This window comes from Leptolyngbya cf. ectocarpi LEGE 11479, from assembly GCF_015207065.1.
Classification (GTDB): Bacteria; Cyanobacteriota; Cyanobacteriia; order Phormidesmidales; family Phormidesmidaceae; genus Leptothoe; species Leptothoe ectocarpi.
In genome coordinates this window covers 1-18,892 of the sequence record NZ_JADEXP010000008.1, presented here as the reverse complement: position 1 = coordinate 18,892, position 18,892 = coordinate 1, and the positions used below count along the sequence as shown (strand labels likewise).

Sequence of the window (18,892 nt, the reverse complement as noted above, 5' to 3'; positions counted from 1 at the left end):
TCGGCACCCCTTGATTTCCATTCATCTAACATGACTATATCTAACTCAAATAACGGTCCAAACTTTGTTTATAATCCTGCTTATCCGAGAGAACTAGAAGCTGTTTTCATCGTGCTGACAGCGATGAAGCACTGCTCACTCAGCTACTGACGGTTCTTGGCCATTTGCTTCCCTGTGACTGCTGTTTCCTTTATCTCCGCCATCCTCAACGGTATCAAAGCAAAGTGACCCATTACTGGGCAAGGTCTGACCGCTATTCAGCGCTGCTGGACGATAGCTGGCACTTTGACGATCAGCGATTGGCTGATAGCCCACTATTTGCGTCAGCGATGGCAACCGAATATTCTGTATTTATTGAGAACGTTGACGCTAAAAGTGAAACACTAAGAACTGTTGATCCATTTGTGCGCGGCGAGCAGGCACTCGTTCAAGGTCACATCTCTAAGAGAGGTCAGCTATGGGGAATCCTGCGTATCTGCGTTTTTGATCGTCCCCGCCCGTGGATGCAGTTTGATCATTCATTGATTATTCATACTGTGCAAAAGCTGGTGCCGACTGTGATTAACTATGTTGAAACAAAAGCTCCATAAAAAGAGGGCGTTGCTGATCCCCGGTATGATTTTATCTGCCAGCTGTCGGCCACCAGCAGAATTAACAGACCGATTCATCCCTGAAATCAACAACGGCAAAATATGTCCTCATTATAGCCAAACAAACTGAGTTGGAATTAGGATTACGCTATTCATATTAAGCTGAGAGAGAAAAGCAGCCAACACTGGCTCTTCTTTCAACAGATATAGTTCAGCCATATTGGCTGTCTTCCCCAAGGAGGAGGTTATGGGCAATATTGTCGTATAGACTACAAGCGAGGTACTTAAAAAGGATATATATTAGCCATGGTTAGTTTTCTGAAAAACTTTTCTCGACAGCGTGCTGCAGCGACTGGTCTACTGTTGGCAGCCTCTGTGGCCATACTTCCAGCCTGTGCAAACTCTCCTTCAGAAACAACAACGCCAGAAGATGCCGCCGAGAACGTAACAACTGAAGAAGTTGCTAGCGGTGTAGAAGGTCTAATCGGCGAAACAGTCTCTCTGCGTGCAGAAGTCAGCGAGACCGTTGATGAGACTTCCTTCATGCTGGAAAACGATAAGTTTTTTGGTGGTGAAGACATCCTTGTTATCAACGCGTCTGGTGAGCCATTCGTCCTGACTGAAGGTGACGATACTCCCGTACAAGTTAGTGGTGAAGTTCAGCAGTTTATTTCTACCGAGTTTGAGTCTGAGTACGGGTTAGGCTTGGATCTTGATCTATACGCTGACTTTGAAGAGCGTCCGGTTGTTGTTGCGCAGTCTATCGCTCTCTCTCCAGATCCTGGCGATATTACCGCTAATCCAGAAGCCTATTACAATCAAAGAATCGCAGTCGCTGGCGAAGTGGAAGAAAAGCTAGATGGCAATACCTTTACGCTTGATGAAGAGCAACTCTTTGGCGGCGATGACCTACTAGTGGTTTCTACCATGGCCAATCCCCTAACTGATGACGGTGAGAGAGTGGCCGTAACGGGTGTTCTCCGTCCCTATGTAAAGGCAGAATTTGAAACTGATTATGACCTGACCTGGGATGCCACTGTGCAGGAGAAGATCGAAGCAGAATATATAGAAAAGCCCGTCTTTGTAGCTGATGAAGTCTATCCTTCTGCAAAGTAAGCTTCACTAATTCTGTAGAGCGTTAGCAATCACAATCTAAGAGACTTTTAAAAAGGCACCAACTTGGTGCCTTTTTGTTTAGTTTAAATCGCTGCAATATTAGCTGTAAGCCCCCTTAGCCCTCCAGAGTGAACAAAGTGACTTCTGGAGGGCAGAATATGCGTATTGGTACGATACTCATGCCAATACCAGGATTAACGTAGAGATTGTTGCCAGGTGCTCCATAGCCCTTTGCCCATCCATCCGCGTAGGCCTTATCTTTCTGAGTAAACCTCAGCCATGACCACTGCGGTAGACCAGGAACGCGGATCTGACCGCCGTGGGTATGTCCGGCCACTGCCAAAGGCGCTGAGTTAGCCGGTAACTGCTCGTAGGTATCGGGATTGTGCATCAGTACAACTCTAGGGCGCTCGTTTGAAATACCGTCAAGTGCTTGGTCAACATCGGCTTGGTTTGCCCAGCGTGAGCCGAGTGCGACTAGAAACAACGGGTCTTCGCTATCTGGTAGCGTCATAGCAACTGTCTCATTTTTCAGCACATCGACACCGACAGTCTCTAGAGCTTCCTCCATCTGAGCGGCCAGTTCCATGTTGGGTGGCGCTTTTTTGCTACTCATGCCATAGTCATGATTGCCCATGACGGCGTAGGTTGGAATTCCTGCTTTGATCAGAGGCTCGACGATGCTAGCAGCTAACGTAATCTCAGCTTCTGGGTTTGGCATAGCGTGGTAGATAAAGTCACCGCTGATGAGTACAGCGGCTGGGTTAGCTTCTATCAGCCGAGCGATACCTTTACGTGCAGTGCCAGGGTTGTCACCCCACAGACCGACCTGAAAATCTGAAATTTGGCCGATTTGCTTTCCTTCCCAAACGGCGGGCAAACCAGGAATGGTTGCTGTCTCTATTTCAGTGTTTAAAAGTCGGGGTTCGATAAATCCCCAGATAGCCAGGAAGCCAACTGCACTGGCCAAACCTATGGCAGAGTATTTTAGCGTCTTCAACATAATTTTCTCTTTTTGGATAAGTCAATATACGATGCTATGCAAGAATCTCCTAAATTAATTCTCTGCACACATTGACCTGTTGTTTAAACAGTTTAAGCCCCCTTTAGAAAAGACTAAAGGGGGCTTTATATAAAGAGAACATATCGCTAAAACGCAGCTGCTCTCTTCCCTCTATTAACAATAATGAGGGCATGGGCTTTATTAAATTCTTTGTCTTCAGATGCTAGATAACTGTGTTATCAGGCAAGGTAGCATCCTTAAGGACAATCACAATACCGTTACGGATGTAAAAACCCTCTGATTCTCTATTGGCTTCTTCTACGTTATCTTTATTGAGGATTTTTACGTTACAGCCGATATGGGCGTTTTTATCGATGATGGCATTTTCAATTTCGCTATTAGCACCAATGCCTAAGGGGATAGGAGCGCGATCGCAACCGCTACGACGTTCAAAATCATCTTGGTAGTAGTCCGCACCCATAATCAAACTGTTGCGAATCGTACAGCCTGATTCGATTCTGGCCCGAATACCGATAACAGAATTAGCGATGGTACAGTCCTTAAGGATACAGCCTTCGCTAATCATCGAGTGGGACACCTGGCACTCCAGCTGCTTTGTGGGAGGCAGATAGCGGGCTCTCGTGTAGATAGGACCATCTTTATCGTAAAAGCTAAACAGCGGGTTAGGCTGTTTGACTAGGGCTAAATTCGCATCAAAGAAAGAGCGGATTGTGCCGATATCCTCCCAGTAGTCGTTAAACAGATAGGCTTGAACATTAAAGTCCTTAATTGAGTAAGGGATAATCTCCTTGCCAAAGTCAGTACAGTTGGCATACCTATCCAGCAGGTCGATCAGGACATCGCGCTTAAAGACGTAGATACCCATGGAGGCAATGTAGGGCTTTGACTTTGCCTCCTCAGGAGATAGACCCAGCCTGGAGGTATCCACCTGCATTTCTCGGAGGGCATCGCCTGTCGGTTTCTCGCTAAAGTCAACAATCTTACTAGAGGCATCATCGACTTTCATCAAGCCAAAGCTAGAGGCCCGCTGGTTGTCTACTGGCAACACGGACAGGGTGATATCTGCGTTAGTCTCCCGATGACGCCGAATAAACTTTTGATAGTCCATGCGATAGAGATGATCGCCGGATAAAATGAGATATTCGTCAACGTCCATCTCCTTAAACGCCTGTATATACTGCCGCACAGCGTCTGCAGTTCCCTGGAACCACTCGTGGTTATCAGGGGTCTGTTGGGCCGCTAGCACATCCACAAAGCCGGGTTGGAAGCCTGCAAATCGATAGGAGCGGGCTACATGCTGGTTGAGTGACGCCGAGTTAAACTGGGTTAAAACATAAATCTTTAAGATGCCTGAGTTGATGCAGTTACTAATAGGAATATCAATAAGGCGATGCTTACCTGCCAAGGGTACAGCTGGCTTGGCGCGCATTTTGGTAAGTGGGTAAAGGCGGGTACCTGCGCCGCCCCCTAAAATAATCGCCAGTACTTTATTCATAGTTATCTTATTCTTGATTTCTGCAGTCAAATCTCGACAGCTTTAACCAATAAGCCGTCGGTCTCAACTGCAGTCTCATACTTTATGCATTTATTTGCATGGGTCTAAGGTATGAAATTTGAGCCATCAGTGTAAAAAACTTGAGGCGCTGCTGATTCTCAATCGTTTACGAAGTGGCTGAGGTGCGTTGCTGATACCAGCGATAGACCAGCCAGCCGACTAGTGACGTTACTAATAAAATAGAAATAATTTTGCTAGCGGAACCTAAGATAACACCAATCTGTTCATAATTGTCACCCAGGTAATAGCCTGCACTGGTTAGGAGTGTAACCCAAATAACAGAACCCAGGGTGGAGAAAAATACAAAAGGAACCAGCGACATTTTAGCAATGCCTGCGGGAACAGAAATATAGGTGCGAATGCTAGGCAGCAAGCGTCCTAGGGCAATGCTCCAGTAGCCACCCCTTTGACCAAACCATTTCTGGACGGCCATGACGTCTTTGCCAGATATTCCCAGCCATTTGCCATAGCGCTGTGCCAGCCGTTGAATGCGCCGTGGTCCTAGTAACCGACCGATGTAAAACCAGACGAGTGCTCCTAAAACAGTGCCGACGGTGCCAGCTGCGATCGCACCCGCCATACTCATCTCACCACGGGCTACCGAGAAGCCAGCCAGAGGCATAATCACCTCCGATGGAATGGGGGGAATCACATTTTCTAGCAGCATTAGCAGGGCAATACCCCAGTAGCCAGACTGAGCAATGACATCCGTTAGACGTTCTAGAATATCCAAACTGGGTTCCTGTAAAAAATATCTAGAGACATCATGAACGATTCTTTCTGACTAAGTCGTCTGTCTATAGGCTAATTCTGCTGGTTTGGGAGAGGGATTTAGGGAGAGGGTCAATGCAGTATGTGGCGCTATTTTCCATTCCAATCTCTTAGATGTGTGAATACAGTGGCCCTATGGCCTAGAAAAGACAAGAAAAAGCATGATATTTCTTCCTGCGGATAGATAAGTTTGTTCATAAGATCGCTTACTATAAGCGCTGATTAACGCTGTTTTCCTGTACAAATTTTCTCAATCATCATGCTGACCCAGAGCAGAGCCAAGCTTGTCGTGATGTCTCAGGTGAGCAACCAGCTTCCCCTCTTTGTATTTTTGCCCGGTTTAGACGGCAGTGATGTGTCTCTACGTAATCACTTTGAAGCTCTAGCAACAGTATTTGACGTCCGCTATTTTTCGATTCCAGACGACAGCGTTGATGATTGGGAAGGGTTAGTCAATCGCTTAGTGGAACTACTAGAACCTGAGAAAATGTCCCAGCCAGATCGGCCTATCTATCTGTGTGGCGAGTCGTTTGGGGCCTGTCTGGCGCTAGAAACTGTTAGCCATCGCCCCGATCTGTTTGATCAGTTAACTTTAATCAATCCTGCCTCCTCGTTTAATCGACGACTGTGGCGCTCCCTGGGGGCTGCCGTCGTTCGTCGTATGCCTGGAAAAACTTACCGAGTAGGAGCTTTGGGGCTAACCCCCTTTTTAGTCGCCTCCCACCGGGTCGCCAAACATAACCGTCAGGCTTTACGCGGTGCTATGCAACGGCTCACACCCGAAACGGTGGCCTGGCGGATGTCGCTGCTGCGCGACTTTCGCCTCAATCAAGCCAAGCTCAGACGGTTTAAATCTCCGACGCTGCTAGTGGCTGCCACCGCCGACCGGCTACTGCCTTCAACCGCTGAAGTAAAACGTCTGGCAGTAGAACTGCAGCGCACCCAGACGATAACACTGGACGGCAGCGGTCATGCTTGTTTGTTAGAAAGAGATATTAGCCTGTTTAAGATTCTCCAGCAGTCTCAGCTGATTCCTGAGATCAAAGATGCAACTCTCCCCGCTGCTTTTGTTGCCTAGTGAGTAGGTTGACCGAGTACTAATACATGACGGCTAGCCACCCTGAAGCGCCAGCGCTAGCCCCCGATAACAGCAGACTGATCAATAGCCACCAGGCTGCGATCGCAACCTGACCTCGGGCTACCTCCGCTTGGATTTGTAAATCTGTTTTTACCGCATCCACCTGATTTTCTAGGGCCTGCTGAGCGCTAGCAAGTTTCTCTGTAACCTGCTGACTGGCAGTCTCTAGCAGTTCATCGCTTTTTGCATCTAAAGTCTCCTGCAGGTCTGCCCAGGCTGACTCAGCCCAGCTATTCACCTGCTGGAGAGAATGCTGCCAGGCAGCCTCAGCTTCAGACAAGATATGCTGAATTTCGTCGGTGGTCAGGTCGCGGCGTTTTTCCAGCTCCCGTTGCCAGACGGTTTTATCAAACAGCGATTCCAGCTGCGGCAGTTTTTTGGGGAATGAACCGACGGTGGCTTGGGTCAACTGCGTCAGGTCACGGGCCATTTGAGTCGGTGAAAAAGCGGACTTATCCTGGTGCTTTAGATAGTAAGCAACCTGAGTAGCCAGTGTTTCAGTTAGATGCTGAGCGGATTGCCCTGAGCGTATGGCCCAGCGTCGAGGTGCTTGCAGGGCGGGCTGTGGCGATGCAGACAGCGACTGGAAAACATCTAAAAGTGCCCGTTGCTGAGCAGGCTTCAGCCCCTGCCGTCGATCGAGTACCTGTTTAATTGCTTCCAGGTCGAGGTGTGCGATCGCACTATATTCTAGGGAATTCTCATCTAGCTGAGTCTGGACCTTCTCCACCAAACTGTCGGGGGTGAGTACATCTAAATTGGTATAGCGACAGTAGGCAATTAACTTGTTCTGGACATGCTTTAGGGCTTCTGGAGTAGCTGTCTGGTGGGTGGCCCGAGCAGATTGGACAGCAGAGGAGACCCTGTCCATGACTGAATCTTTGACCTGGCTGAGCTGTTCAACCACGGTGGCAACTTGGTCGGCAGCCAAATCTCCGCGTGCCTGAAGCCAGTCAACAAAATGACTGCGCTCAATCGCCGCTAGCTGTACCTTGAGCTGTTCAGGGGCCGCCTCTGGGTCATAAATACGGTCGTAAAAGTCTCTTTGAGGCTATCTGACTGCAGCATCCAGGCAGGCGTCTGACTCAGATAGTCCGCCACATCCAGCTGAATGATATTTTCTGTATTGTCTACTGAATCGTCTGACCGCAGCTGGTGCCATAGAGCTTGGATATCAATATTGGATAGATCAGACAGGTCAACATTAGATATATCAACATGGTCAGCTGCCTGCTGCAGTAGCTGCTGAGCGCTGGGTAAATCTAAGCTGTCAGTCGCTCGCTCAAGCAGCTGTTGTCTACTCGGTAAATCTAGACTGTCAGCTATCCGTTCGAGCAGTTGTCGCCTACTGGGCAAATCTAAGCGAGACAGCAGGCTAGATGAAGCGCTAGGGGCGACTACAGCATCTTCGATAACGGCATTTTCTATAACAGGTGCATGGGAGGATTGGTGATTTTGATCGGCTACATCATCGCTCAGCTGAGCGATCTCAGCCAGCCAAGCTGCTCTCTCAGTGGCCAGCCGTTGGGGCAGCTGTTGTTGTTCTTTGGCGAGTTCTGCCACCTCTTCAGCTAACTCCTCCAATATTGCCCGCTCGTCTGACGTTTGCTCTTTAGCACCAACAGCCTGTTGGATAGCGGTAATTAATCGCCGTCCGCCAGATAGGGCCGTACCCAGCAGGGAATCAGCAATGCTGGATAGCGTTGTAGAACTTAGCCAGACAAATAACAGCCAGTAGGTGGCCCACAGAACAATCCCAAAGATAATCCCACGGCGAGGCTCGGCAATCTCGCTAAACTCCGTGGTCAGTAGCCCAGCAGCAAATAGCACCGTGGATAGGCTGAGGGCAACGCCAAACCCCAGTAAATGGGTGATCGGTAGCGCAATATTGGCATTGGCAGAGGCCGACGACTGCTTCTCTCGAGGCGATAGATCAAGCACCGTTAGCCCCAGGGCAATCCCAAAATTTGCTAGGACCAGCTGAAAGGCAATGGCAATAATCAGCCCAGCAATGAGGGAAAAAAGTAGCTCCATAGTCTCTGTAGTTCTGCCTATCCCCCGACAGTAGAGACTGGTTGCTCGGGTGTCATCTATCCACAGCCTTATTAATGGGGAAGAGGGGACTACAGTTTACATTTCTTTATAATTGCTATAGATTTCTATTGGGTACATTCATCGCCAGACTTGCTGGCGATGAATTTTAGTACTTATTAAACCCATTGGTATTCATGCTTTTCGACCCGTCCCTTCACATTTCCCACAGCATCCTCAAAACGCTGGGTACCCAAGTCGTTGTCCGTCATCAAGAGCGCGTACCCCATGGCGGTTCCCTCGTGGTGATTAGCAACCACCGTAGTTTTTTAGATGCGCCGCTGGTGATGACAGCTGTGGACCGCTCGGTGCGGTTTGCCTGCCACCACTATATGAGCCAGGTGCCTGTACTCAAAGAGGTGATTGCTGCCATGGGTTGTTTTCCCCTGGATGCTCCAGGTCAGCGACATCAAACTTTTTTTCAAACAGCCATTCGGTCGTTAAAACAGCGCCGTCCTATCGGCATTTTTCCGGAAGGGGCGCAGCCGATGGTGCAGACTACACCCCCCAGGGAGATGGGAAAATTTCATCGTGGCTTTGCCCATTTAGCCCTGCGTGCCCCGGTGCAAAATTTGGCCATTCTACCGGTGGCAATTTCATCGGTAGAAGAAATCGTGGGTCCTGTTGCTCCGTTAAAGCTCCTGAGTCTATTTGACCCGTCAGAGCCTTTGTTTGATCAGCCAGGCTGGCATCCTGTTGTTAACTACCAGCGGGTCACCCTATCCATTGGTCACCCGATTCGGATCACCGCTGCCCATCGTGAGCAGTACCATGGCAAACAGGCCGGTCGTGTGGCCAGGGAGCTAACTCAGACCTGCTATGGTGAAGTCGCCAACCTGTTAGGGGAGGGCTTCTGTTAGTCGCACCATGCTAATCGAACATATTTGTCTGTTAGCTGTATCAGAGGTACGGCAGGAGCTGCCTCTGCTAGTGTTTTTACCGGGTATGGACGGTAGCGATCTCTCCCTACGGCAGCAAGCAGCAGGTTTAAAGACTGTGTTTGATATCCGCTGTTTGATCATTCCAGAGAATGATCAGACAGCCTGGGTTGATCTGGTCGCTCAATTGACTGAGCTGGTTACCATTGAGAAGAAATCTCGGCCCGACCGGCCCATATATCTGTGTGGTGAATCTTTTGGGGCTTGTCTGGCCTTAAAGACCATTAGCCATCGCCCTAATCTGTTTAGCGGACTGATTTTGATCAATCCGGCTTCTGCATTTAATCGTCAAATTTGGAGTCCTTTGGGTGCGTTTTTGGTGCAGTGGCTGCCAGGCAACACTTACCGGTTAGGCGCTCTAGGATTGCTGTTGTTTTTGATTGTACCTGAGCGAGTATCCCAGGAAAATCGACAGGCCTTACTCCATGCTATGCAACGGATCACACCGGAATCCGCTGCTTGGCGGCTGTCGCTGCTACAGGACTTTCAGCTCAATAAAGTTGTCTTAAAACAGTTTAAAACGCCTACTTTGTTAGTGGCGTCAGGGGCCGATCGCCTACTCCCGTCTGTTGCTGAAGTTCAAAAAATAGCGGCGCTCCTGCCCCATGCTCAAACGCTGACCCTCAACCACAGCGGCCATGCTTGTTTACTAGAAACAGAGGTTGATCTTTATCAGCTACTGCAGCAGGCTCAGTTTATGCCCAGGGTCAAAGTTTAAAGCACAAAGGCATGGGACAAGTTGCTGCTATGAAAGACAAGCTGAAGATGGAATATGATTTTGCACTCTAACGACGGTGACGATGTTCAATACTCACTGGCAGGAGCTGACAGCCTGCGATTCGCCAGCTAAAATCAGCCTGTTGCTGCATCATATATAAAGCCCGCACCAAATTACCCGCTTGGGTCATCAGCATCATTTGCAACGTGGGCCGCTGCTGGATATGAACAATCCCCTCAAAGATGACAGCGCGGGGATTATAGACCGGCTGATAATTTGTACGAATCATCTCCATAAATGTTCGGGGCTGGCGCAGCTGGCGCTGTAGCTCCGGGCAGGCTAGGGAGAATGCGGTGGTTGCATCATTCGCCTGGAATGCCTGAAGCTGACGCTCAACAATGCTGCGAATAGCTAGTTCGTCTTGAGTTGACAGGTTTTTTTTGTACACAATTGTTGTCCTGAAGCCGTGGCAGGAGTGTGACTGACTGAGCGTGGCCTAGCAAACGATAAGCTAACAACCGCTCCGTTTAAAATTGTTGGCGTTGCTGATCCCCGAGATGATTTCATCTGAAGAGTGCTGATAAATTGCATCATTACCAGATTGGTCCATCTCCTAAATCAGTAACGGCAAATTGTTGTTGGATGTCATTTAATGTATCACTCAATTCGAGCCTGGGAACCAGTTAACCAAGGTTTTGCGGTTTACTCAACAACACGTAAATTGTTACTAAAGATATATAGTCATTAGCGTCAATTCAGTGTCAATTTAAAAGTCTCCCTCACTCAATAGACGAGTATTGTTAACGGGATCAGGAAAATTTTAGACCGAATTTTAGCAATATATGACAAAGGGTTAAACTGAGGCTGAAGGCTGACATGGCCCATAGTGTAGAGCAAAGGACTGGCTAACTATCGCAATACCGATGCTTGCTATAGATGTTCAAAATCTGACCAAGGTGTATCCCGTTGCTGTTAAGCAGCCTGGGGTGGTGGGAACATTGCGCCACTTTTTCCGGCGTCAGTACCGCCAGGTAAAAGCCGTTAATGACGTGTCGTTTACCATAGAGCCAGGGGAAGTGGTCGGATTCTTAGGCCCTAATGGGGCGGGCAAGACCACTACTCTAAAGATGCTGACCGGGTTAATTTATCCGTCTGCGGGTCAGGTCAGTGTAGCGGGCCATACGCCGTTTCAGCGACAGCGTCCATTTTTAGAGCAAATTACCTTAGTAATGGGGCAAAAACAGCAGCTGATTTGGGATTTGCCCACCCTGGACTCTCTACGGATCAATGGAGCCATCTATGAGCTTTCTAACCAGGAGCTGCGTCATCGGATCCAGGAGCTGGCTGACATGCTGGATCTAACCGATAAGCTTACCCAGCCAGTGCGTAAGCTGTCTCTGGGGGAGCGGATGAAGGCCGAAATGTTGGCGGCCCTGCTGCATCGACCTCAGGTGCTATTTCTAGATGAGCCCACCCTGGGGTTAGATGTTAATGCTCAGATGGCTGTCCGACAATTTTTGCAGGATTATAATCAGCGCTATCAGGCCACGATTGTGCTCACCAGTCACTATATGGCGGATATTAAAGCGCTTTGCGATCGCGTCCTACTCATCTACCAAGGACAGCTGATTTATGACGGCGCGTTGACCAGTCTAGTGGAGCAATTTGCCCCCTATCGTGAAGTCACAGCCGAACTCGCTCAAGATATACCGATGGAAACCCTGGGCAGCTACGGCGAAATCCAGACCATGGAGGGCTGTAAAGTTGTATTTCTTGTCCGGCGGGAAGACCTCACTAAAACCGTATCCCAGGTGTTAGCTCAGCTGCCAGTGCTGGACCTAACCGTAACCGATCCCCCGATTGAGGATGTGATTGGGCGAGTGTTTGACGCCGGGATAGTTTAGCCACCCGCCCCAATAAACGGGGTGCCCCAAAATTTCCAATTTTCCTTATTAAACGGCGAACGCCACTTATAGATCAGAGCTGACTCTACTTTTTGACGGGGGCGACGTTCAGCCGGTGCGTGACGCCAAAAGGCAATCCCCAGCTGGCTATCTAGACCGTGATGGTAATGGGCCTGACGGTAGTTCATTAAGTAGCGCTTACAGTCATGTTCCCCCTTCCACCGTTGATTAGACTTGACGGTCTCACCGACATATAGCAACAACTCACTTTGATAATCAATCACAAAATAAAGGGCTGCCACCCCCACATCGCTAAACTGCCAGCGCCAAAACTCCGTATTTTGCTGTGGTAACGCAAACGGATCAATCGTCTCTGTGGAATCATTGACGGGCTCAAACAGACACGCTTGCTCCATCACGGGTGCCGTTTTTACGGACGTCTGGAATGTAGCAACTTTACATTTCCACGCTGTGATCTCGTGCTGGCTGAGGTCTATTTGGGGCTGCAAATTTTGAAATCGAGACCGGCTGACAGACTGCTGGACGGCATCGCTGAGCAGGGAGGGCTGCTTTCGGGTACCCATGGATATACTCCAGGTTGAACGCTAGATGTAGAGGGATCATCGGTTCAAAGAACGACAATACCTCTCTATCTAGCATCAAGAATACCTGTTTTACAACTATCATCATGGGGGATCTAGGGACATGTAGTCAGGAATATGCAAAGTAATCCCTGTATCTACATATATCCTCAGCCTATGGGGATGTTCTAAGTGATGACACCTCCCGTATAATGATGCAAAAGTGACCCAAAATATGAAGACAGCTACCGAACCCATGGGTAGTTTGTATTGATTCTGTAGACACATCCTTTTCCTGAGTCTGGTTTTGTTGTTGTTGCTTAAAATTGGATACAGCAGAGGGTGGCTACCGAGTAAACACCGAATTGCGTTTATGCTTACTCAGGGTTTACTCGTTAAGCTAGACAAGGTGAACAAACTTTATAGATAACCCGTCTGGTAGAACTTCTGGGCAATCTAAAGGTTGCCGATGATTCTGACAGTCTGTTGTAAATATTGCTATTAGATTTATGGTCGATAGTATTAAGACGTCTTCTCCTGCGTCAGCCCTAGTCCAATCGGAGTTTCAAACTATTCAGCTACCTGTCAGTGTGGCAGTGGTTGAAGCAACGGCATTTAAAAAGCAATGTCAGACACTGTTTGCTGACCAGCCTAATTTGTCTGAGCTGGTACTAGATTTTTCGGCAACTCGTTTTATTGACAGTAGCGGTATCGGTGCCCTGGTTATCTGCCATCGCTTGAGCACGACTAATGGCTCCAGGTTGCGGCTGATCAATGTGCCCCCCCAGGTCATGATGGTCCTGTCTTTGACCGAGCTGGATAAGGTCTTTGACATTACCCTAGCAGCTCCTGAAGAGTCAGATGAAGAGAATCAAGTTTTACCTGAAACTCACCCATCAGTGAACTCCAAGGCAAAGCGTGCTTTGGATATAGCCGGGGCTTTAGTCGGACTATTATTAACGTTCTTAGTTTATATTCCGGTTGCTACCATCATTAAATTTGATGATGGTGGTCCCGTCTTCTTTGCCCAGACGCGCTGTTCTTGGTTAGGTAAGCGCTTTAAGATCTGGAAGTTTCGCTCGATGGTGACCGATGCCGAAGCTCGTAAGAATGAGGTGGTTAATCAGGTAGAAGGGCCTTTATTTAAAAACGAAAACGACCCCCGCATTACTAAAATTGGTGCATTTTTGCGTAAAACCAGTTTGGATGAGTTTCCCCAGTTTTGGAATGTGCTCAAGGGAGACATGAGTTTGGTGGGGACCCGTCCGCCGACACCAGATGAAATTGATCAGTATGAAGTGGGACAGTGGCAGCGTCTCAACGTCAAGCCCGGGATGACCGGTGAGTGGCAGGTGAATGGTCGTTCGAGCATCACCAAGTTTGAGGATGTGATTAAACTGGATCTGCGCTATCAGGAAAACTGGAGCTTTTTCTATGACATTCAGCTGATCGTTAGAACGGTGCTGGTGTTATTTAGCAAAGAGTCCGGTGCCCACTAACCTGTTGAGCTAAAAGATATCAGAAGAAAGGGTGATGGTTGAAGTGCCATCACCCTTTTCTATTGGGGTTGCCAATCCTGGGTGGGTTAGCCGATCTCTACTTGGCTAGTATCCACAGCTGTGGCACCTTCAACATCGTTAGCAACGGCGACCATTTTATCAAGAATGGCTTGGCTGGGGACTTTACCCTTGAGCACAACCTTGCTGCTGAGCTGAGCTACCCAAAGGGTTTCCACATCGTCTAGCTGAGAATCTTCGTCAAAGGCCAGGGTGACGCGCTTGGCTAAGCCACTTTCGTCGAATTCACCCGTGAGACCAATTTTACACAGAGGGATATCGTCTTCTGCTGCAGGTGCATTAGCGGGTGCAGCGGCGGTGGGTGCAGCAGCAGCTTTAGGCGCTGACTTTTTAGCACCAGGGCGACGTCCAGCCTTGGTGCTGGCTCCGGCAGGCTTATCTTGCTTGAAAATACGTTTTAGAAAACCCATAAAAACTTCCTACGTGAATACCATTAGGGATGGGAGCCAATAGACCCACATCCTATTGAACAGGTTACCGGTCTAGTTCTGATCTCACATGCATCTTCAGGAACAAATAATTTTAATGGCGTATTTTCCTACGCTGGATAGCAGATTTTTAGCCAGGCTTGGTGATTGCACTTGTTAAAGGTTGCCAAAGTACGTAATCGGCGAGATGGAGATTGAAGGAACTTGCTATAGTCTGAACACGATTGTGCGGGTACGGCGAACCATGGTACGAGACGAGCTGCAAACGCTAACAAACCGCTACTTTGGGGGGCGGCGGGTATCGCCCATGGCGCTGAAACACATGCGCGATAGCCTGATGGATGATTCGGAACTCAATCGTGACTATGTGGTCATGACCATTGGTGCTTGTATCATTGCCACCCTGGGTCTGTTGTCCAACAGCGCGGCGGTCATTATTGGAGCGATGCTGGTCGCGCCGCTGATGTTACCGATTCGCGGTATGGCCTTTGGTTTTTTGGAAGGGGATATTGCCTTAATTAAAGAGGGGGCCAAGGCACTCTGTGTGGGGACGGCCATTGCGATCGCACTGTCGATTTCCCTGGGGCTGATGCTGGGCCTATCGGAATATGGCACAGAAGTGTGGGCGCGTTCGGAACCAACGCTGTTGGATCTAGGGATTGCGATTACGGCGGGCGGGATCAGCGGATTTGCTAAGGTCCAGCCTAAGATATCCAATACATTGTCGGGCACTGCGATCGCAGTGGCCTTAATGCCACCGGTCTGTGTCATTGGCTTGGGTATGGCCCAGGGCAAAATGGCCCTCAGCTGGGGAGCCACCCTGCTGTATGTGACCAATCTGATTGGCATTACCCTGTCCTGTATGTTGGCCTTTTGGCTAACCGGCTATGCTCCATTTCAAAAAGCTCGTAAGTCCCTACGTTTTGTACTGATGATTACGGCGGCGTTGGTGGTACCGCTGGCCATAAGTTTAGTCGAGCTGGTGCGGCAAAATCGCGCTGAAGACAGTGTCCGTGATGCCCTGGTCAACGGTACGGTAACCTTTGCCCGCTTAGAGCTGATCGACAGTAATATTAACTGGCTCGCCAGCCCACCGGAGGTGCGGTTGACGGTATACAGCGTGGAGCCTGTGACGCCAAAACAGGTTGCTTTGTTAGAAGCCTATGTAAGTCGGCGCATGAAACGAGACTTTACGTTGATTTTTGAGGTGAGTCAGGTACAAGAGGTGACCAAGGAAGAGGTGCAACCTGCCAGTAGTGAACCCGTCAGCGAAGAATAGTCTGCCCCATATGCGTACAGATTACTGCAAATTTCGCAGCTGTTCCTGGAAATAGAGGCGATAGAGATCGCAAATGGGCTGAGCTTTACCCTGCTTAAGGTGAACTAGTCCCATGCCTTCTAGTTTATGGGTTGCGATCGCATCCAACACAACCCCAGTTTCTGACTCAACAACAGTTTTGAACATATCCGCCAATGCAGGATCTTCTGTTAGCGTAATCAACTGCTCCTGTAGGTGACTACGATAGATACCCTCAGATGTGGGGGCCGTGTTCAGCAGCTTCCGCAAAGAAATCTCACCTCGCTGCAAATAATAAAAGGCCAAACTTGCCAAATAGGGATGCCCATCCACCATCTGATGTAAAGACTGAAGCTCTGAGAGCTGATCGTCTGGCCAAGCTAAGCCATATCGATGGGACAATGTCCGAATTTGGTCGAATGTAAACGGGGGGAGTCGTATCGGTGTGCCTACATTTAATGGCGATTTTTTTAGCTGTAAGGGCGCATAGACATCGGTAGAATAGACCAGCACCAAACGCAGCTTTTGCCAGAGGGGATTATCTTTTGACTGCTCGTGCCAAAATCGCAGCATGGATAGAAAATCTCGAGCCAGCTGAGGAAATTCGAAGAGCCGATTGAGTTCATTCATGCTCAGCAACAGTGGCGTTTGTAGAACCCCTAAGATGCAAGTTTCTATATAATTTTTGCAATTGACCTTGCTCCCCATGTCAGGAATCCAGACGGCTTCAAGCTGATCGTCTAGGCGTAAGGCCTGGGTGATATATCGACAAAACCACTGTAAAAAGATCTCAGTACTGGCTAATAACTCTTCATTGGCTTCTTGACAATCTAGGGTGACAACATGGTAGTCATGCTGTTGGGCTTGCCACGTTAAGCGTTTGAGTAACGAACTTTTTCCCATTCTACGCGGGGCTTTAATCCGCAACAAACATCCATCCCGAAGCAACTCATCATAGGTAATCTGTTCTATCGGAGAACGCTCAATATATAGGGGGGAGTCTAAGGGCAGTGGACCAGACGGAAAACGACGAAGAGAGTCTGGGTTGGCCGTAGGATTCGAGGCTGTCAATAAAGAGCTAGGCAGCGAGCTAAATGACAAGCTATCACTTTCAAAGCCATCTGATATCAGAGGTTCTAGCACTAACCTAAGATTCTTTTTGGTGATTGATTTACCCACGGCTCGAGATAAATCAACCCACAAAAGCGAGCCAATCTGCTTCATATAATCGAGGCTATAGCCTGAGAGTGTGGCAATTTCCTCGTAGTTACGTCCTTGCCAGGATTGAGCAAAGACAAACTTTTCTAGTGAGCTTAAGGGACGTTTGATCCAGTCCTGTTCAAGAATTTCTAAGACTTGCTCATGGGGCTCGGTCATGATTCAAAAGGTCATACTGGTGACAGTGAAGCAACATTCCGATCCCAGAAACTGGGCTGCATTCACTCTCATAGGCAACGGACTGTAGTATCCAGCATTCTTAAACGGCTGAAAATTGCTTAAGCTTTTTTGAATCGTTTGACAGTGCTGAGGTACTGATTGAGAAAGGGGAGACCACCGATGGCGGGTAAAAAATAACGAGAGGTGCAGAGTACGCCTAACGCAGCTCCGGTGGCAGCGCTAAAGTAGGGGGCATAGAGAGCAACCAGGGCCGCATCTCGGGTACCTACTCCGGCAAAGGTTAAGGGTAGAAGACCGGCTAGAATGGCCAAGGGAGCCAAAGCAAAGCTAATGACCGGAGGTGCCCAGGCGTTTAGGGCCAAAATAAATAGCCAGATTTGTAGCAGGTGTAAAAACCAAACAAAAATTGACATGCCAGCAATACGCGTCAGCTGGGCTGGATTACCCCAAAAGTAATCGTGCATTTCATCCCAGGACTCTTGAAACGAGGCAAGCTTTTTGCCAATTTTGCCAGGAGCAATGCGACGCATGGTGGTAAATCCAAGTCGGGCAAAGTCTTTAGAACCCAGCATTAAGAGGCCAAAAACTAAACCGCCGAGAATACCGGCGGTCATGGTCCAAAAGAAGGCGTCTTTTTGTGGATATAGCAGCAGGCCAAAGGCACACCACAGCAGCAGTGACAGCATGTCGCAGGCTTTTTCAAAAATCACGATGGAAAGGGAAAGCGTGCCGCTAAGATTGCCCCGCTCTTTCATAAAATACGACTTGGCAATGTCGCCCATTTTGGAGGGCAGCACCATATTGAGAACACTGGCGGCCAAAATTAGTTTGTTGGTTTCCCAGATACTTAGTTTTGCCTGTACCGGAATCAGCTGCTTTAGCCGCCAACCCGTAAAGAATGTAATCGGTATGACCATGCCTAGACTAATGACCATCCAGAAAGGGTCGCATTCTCGAAAGACCTTAATCAGCTCCGGAAAGTCAATCTTGTTGTACAAGATGACTAAAATTAGAGTGCTAACGAAGATAGATATAAAGCGTTTCATATAAAATCTTGGTAGAGATATGAAGAGGTGTTCCATGGAACGCCTGTGCAGGGCGGGCACCGCCCACCAGAAAGAGCAGTGTCCAAAAAAGATTATCTATAACTGTCGTTCTACCTCCAGAGGCTGGTTAGAAGAGAGAGCATTTATTTCACTGGTTAAATCCTTCCAGGGCTGCAGCTGACCTGCTTGAAATGTACGACTCATCACCACATAAATCGACGTTTGGTCACTGCCAATGCCTGCGGTCAGAACCTTGCTCCAGCCATCGGTGGCAATCAGCTGATCGTTAAGGGTCCAATGACCATCCTGCCAGTGAAATGTGCGCTGAAACCGGAAAGGGGCATCATTTTTGCCCGTAATCAGCATCTTTTGCAACAGCTTACGGATCAGATTGGGAAAGAATCGGCCAACGGTGAGCATCACTACTCGCAGAATCATAAGATTCAGTGGGGTCATCTGTTTTTGCTTGGCCCAGCCTAAAGGACCTTCGATGGTGATTTGGTCATCCTGGATGTCGTATTGGTAATCGCCGACCAGATGACCCACGGCATTTTTTACGTTGCTGCCTACCCGCACCTGTAGCGAAAATTGGGTATCTGAGAGCACCAGTTTGTTATGGCGAAAAAACTTAAAGGCTCCGCCTTTATTTAAGGCTAGATAGAGTTTTGTGTCGTCTCGCTGGTCGATCAGAATACGAGCGTTAGGGAACCAGACTCGGCC

18 protein-coding genes and 1 pseudogene are annotated in these 18,892 nt (G+C 48.7%); 8 read left to right on the top strand and 11 right to left on the bottom strand.

Going from position 1 to position 18,892, the window contains the following annotated elements; genetic code table 11:
* Nucleotides 1–224 precede the first annotated feature (224 nt).
* Nucleotides 225–590, top strand: coding sequence for a hypothetical protein (locus IQ260_RS02125; RefSeq protein WP_193990407.1), 366 nt, complete (start codon nt 225–227; stop codon nt 588–590).
* A gap of 306 nt (nt 591–896) precedes the next feature.
* Nucleotides 897–1,706, top strand: coding sequence for a hypothetical protein (locus tag IQ260_RS02120; protein WP_193990406.1), 810 nt, complete (start codon nt 897–899; stop codon nt 1,704–1,706).
* 115 nt (nt 1,707–1,821) lie between these two features.
* On the opposite strand, the gene IQ260_RS02115 is transcribed toward IQ260_RS02120, so the two are convergent.
* The 3 genes from IQ260_RS02115 to IQ260_RS02105 form a co-directional block, all read right to left on the bottom strand.
* A complete protein-coding gene (locus IQ260_RS02115; protein WP_193990405.1) occupies nt 1,822–2,709 on the bottom strand; it encodes a metallophosphoesterase in 888 nt (295 codons plus the stop codon).
* Nucleotides 2,710–2,932: 223 nt separating this feature from the next.
* The gene (locus IQ260_RS02110) at nt 2,933–4,225 is read right to left on the bottom strand and encodes a glucose-1-phosphate adenylyltransferase (protein ID WP_193990403.1); all 1,293 of its coding nucleotides are present in this window, start codon (nt 4,223–4,225) and stop codon (nt 2,933–2,935) included.
* 166 nt (nt 4,226–4,391) lie between these two features.
* Entirely contained in the window at nt 4,392–5,018 is a 627-nt protein-coding gene (locus tag IQ260_RS02105; RefSeq protein ID WP_228015401.1) for a DedA family protein, read from the bottom strand.
* A gap of 297 nt (nt 5,019–5,315) precedes the next feature.
* On the opposite strand from IQ260_RS02105, the gene IQ260_RS02100 reads away from it, so the two are divergent.
* Nucleotides 5,316–6,134: an alpha/beta fold hydrolase gene (locus tag IQ260_RS02100; RefSeq protein WP_193990401.1), complete on the top strand. Its 819-nt coding sequence runs from the start codon at nt 5,316–5,318 to the stop codon at nt 6,132–6,134.
* A gap of 19 nt (nt 6,135–6,153) precedes the next feature.
* On the opposite strand, the gene IQ260_RS02095 is transcribed toward IQ260_RS02100, so the two are convergent.
* A complete protein-coding gene (locus IQ260_RS02095; protein ID WP_193990399.1) occupies nt 6,154–7,125 on the bottom strand; it encodes a hypothetical protein in 972 nt (323 codons plus the stop codon).
* Nucleotides 7,126–7,175: 50 nt separating this feature from the next.
* Nucleotides 7,176–8,228 carry a hypothetical protein gene (locus tag IQ260_RS02090; protein WP_193990397.1) on the bottom strand — a complete coding sequence of 351 codons (1,053 nt, stop codon included), beginning with the start codon at nt 8,226–8,228 and terminating at the stop codon, nt 7,176–7,178.
* Nucleotides 8,229–8,422: 194 nt separating this feature from the next.
* Between IQ260_RS02090 and IQ260_RS02085 the strand changes: the two genes are divergently transcribed.
* Both IQ260_RS02085 and IQ260_RS02080 read left to right on the top strand, forming a co-directional pair.
* On the top strand, nt 8,423–9,145 hold the full coding sequence (locus tag IQ260_RS02085; RefSeq protein ID WP_193990395.1) for a lysophospholipid acyltransferase family protein: 723 nt from the start codon (nt 8,423–8,425) through the stop codon (nt 9,143–9,145).
* A 7-nt stretch (nt 9,146–9,152) separates the two neighbouring features.
* Nucleotides 9,153–9,941, top strand: a complete 789-nt coding sequence (locus IQ260_RS02080) for an alpha/beta fold hydrolase (protein WP_193990393.1) — start codon at nt 9,153–9,155, stop codon at nt 9,939–9,941.
* A 67-nt stretch (nt 9,942–10,008) separates the two neighbouring features.
* Here IQ260_RS02080 and IQ260_RS02075 read toward each other — a convergent pair whose 3' ends face one another.
* Entirely contained in the window at nt 10,009–10,389 is a 381-nt protein-coding gene (locus IQ260_RS02075) for a DUF4864 domain-containing protein (protein WP_193990391.1), read from the bottom strand.
* Nucleotides 10,390–10,864: 475 nt separating this feature from the next.
* On the opposite strand from IQ260_RS02075, the gene IQ260_RS02070 reads away from it, so the two are divergent.
* Complete coding sequence (locus tag IQ260_RS02070) at nt 10,865–11,845, top strand: ABC transporter ATP-binding protein (protein WP_193990389.1); 981 nt, start codon at nt 10,865–10,867, stop codon at nt 11,843–11,845.
* On the opposite strand, the gene IQ260_RS02065 is transcribed toward IQ260_RS02070, so the two are convergent.
* Complete coding sequence (locus IQ260_RS02065) at nt 11,842–12,429, bottom strand: GIY-YIG nuclease family protein (protein ID WP_193990388.1); 588 nt, start codon at nt 12,427–12,429, stop codon at nt 11,842–11,844. The genes IQ260_RS02070 and IQ260_RS02065 overlap by 4 nt on opposite strands.
* A 506-nt stretch (nt 12,430–12,935) precedes the next feature.
* On the opposite strand from IQ260_RS02065, the gene IQ260_RS02060 reads away from it, so the two are divergent.
* On the top strand, nt 12,936–13,925 hold the full coding sequence (locus IQ260_RS02060) for a sugar transferase (RefSeq protein ID WP_193990386.1): 990 nt from the start codon (nt 12,936–12,938) through the stop codon (nt 13,923–13,925).
* Between the two features lie 86 nt (nt 13,926–14,011).
* Here the strand turns inward: IQ260_RS02060 and IQ260_RS02055 are convergent, their stop codons facing one another.
* Nucleotides 14,012–14,413 carry a BON domain-containing protein gene (locus IQ260_RS02055; protein ID WP_193990383.1) on the bottom strand — a complete coding sequence of 134 codons (402 nt, stop codon included), beginning with the start codon at nt 14,411–14,413 and terminating at the stop codon, nt 14,012–14,014.
* Between the two features lie 262 nt (nt 14,414–14,675).
* Between IQ260_RS02055 and IQ260_RS02050 the strand changes: the two genes are divergently transcribed.
* Nucleotides 14,676–15,710 carry a TIGR00341 family protein gene (locus IQ260_RS02050; protein ID WP_193990440.1) on the top strand — a complete coding sequence of 345 codons (1,035 nt, stop codon included), beginning with the start codon at nt 14,676–14,678 and terminating at the stop codon, nt 15,708–15,710.
* A gap of 21 nt (nt 15,711–15,731) precedes the next feature.
* Here IQ260_RS02050 and IQ260_RS02045 read toward each other — a convergent pair whose 3' ends face one another.
* The 3 genes and pseudogenes from IQ260_RS02045 to IQ260_RS02035 form a co-directional block, all read right to left on the bottom strand.
* Nucleotides 15,732–17,105 carry an AAA-like domain-containing protein gene (locus IQ260_RS02045; protein ID WP_193990381.1) on the bottom strand — a complete coding sequence of 458 codons (1,374 nt, stop codon included), beginning with the start codon at nt 17,103–17,105 and terminating at the stop codon, nt 15,732–15,734.
* A gap of 119 nt (nt 17,106–17,224) precedes the next feature.
* On the bottom strand, nt 17,225–18,172 hold the full coding sequence (locus tag IQ260_RS02040) for a lysylphosphatidylglycerol synthase transmembrane domain-containing protein (RefSeq protein ID WP_193990379.1): 948 nt from the start codon (nt 18,170–18,172) through the stop codon (nt 17,225–17,227).
* Between the two features lie 96 nt (nt 18,173–18,268).
* A pseudogene (locus tag IQ260_RS02035) lies at nt 18,269–18,892 on the bottom strand (hypothetical protein); the annotation flags it as partial.

What these genes read in the sequence shown, in the direction of transcription:
- IQ260_RS02120 (WP_193990406.1), top strand. Translation starts at nt 897, where the DNA reads ATGGTTAGTTTTCTGAAAAACTTTTCTCGACAGCGTGCTGCAGCGACT.
- IQ260_RS02115 (WP_193990405.1), bottom strand. Translation starts at nt 2,709, where the DNA reads ATGTTGAAGACGCTAAAATACTCTGCCATAGGTTTGGCCAGTGCAGTT.
- IQ260_RS02110 (WP_193990403.1), bottom strand. Translation starts at nt 4,225, where the DNA reads ATGAATAAAGTACTGGCGATTATTTTAGGGGGCGGCGCAGGTACCCGC.
- IQ260_RS02100 (WP_193990401.1), top strand. Translation starts at nt 5,316, where the DNA reads ATGCTGACCCAGAGCAGAGCCAAGCTTGTCGTGATGTCTCAGGTGAGC.
- IQ260_RS02090 (WP_193990397.1), bottom strand. Translation starts at nt 8,228, where the DNA reads ATGGAGCTACTTTTTTCCCTCATTGCTGGGCTGATTATTGCCATTGCC.
- IQ260_RS02085 (WP_193990395.1), top strand. Translation starts at nt 8,423, where the DNA reads ATGCTTTTCGACCCGTCCCTTCACATTTCCCACAGCATCCTCAAAACG.
- IQ260_RS02080 (WP_193990393.1), top strand. Translation starts at nt 9,153, where the DNA reads ATGCTAATCGAACATATTTGTCTGTTAGCTGTATCAGAGGTACGGCAG.
- IQ260_RS02070 (WP_193990389.1), top strand. Translation starts at nt 10,865, where the DNA reads ATGCTTGCTATAGATGTTCAAAATCTGACCAAGGTGTATCCCGTTGCT.
- IQ260_RS02065 (WP_193990388.1), bottom strand. Translation starts at nt 12,429, where the DNA reads ATGGGTACCCGAAAGCAGCCCTCCCTGCTCAGCGATGCCGTCCAGCAG.
- IQ260_RS02060 (WP_193990386.1), top strand. Translation starts at nt 12,936, where the DNA reads ATGGTCGATAGTATTAAGACGTCTTCTCCTGCGTCAGCCCTAGTCCAA.
- IQ260_RS02055 (WP_193990383.1), bottom strand. Translation starts at nt 14,413, where the DNA reads ATGGGTTTTCTAAAACGTATTTTCAAGCAAGATAAGCCTGCCGGAGCC.
- IQ260_RS02050 (WP_193990440.1), top strand. Translation starts at nt 14,676, where the DNA reads ATGGTACGAGACGAGCTGCAAACGCTAACAAACCGCTACTTTGGGGGG.
- IQ260_RS02045 (WP_193990381.1), bottom strand. Translation starts at nt 17,105, where the DNA reads ATGACCGAGCCCCATGAGCAAGTCTTAGAAATTCTTGAACAGGACTGG.
- IQ260_RS02040 (WP_193990379.1), bottom strand. Translation starts at nt 18,172, where the DNA reads ATGAAACGCTTTATATCTATCTTCGTTAGCACTCTAATTTTAGTCATC.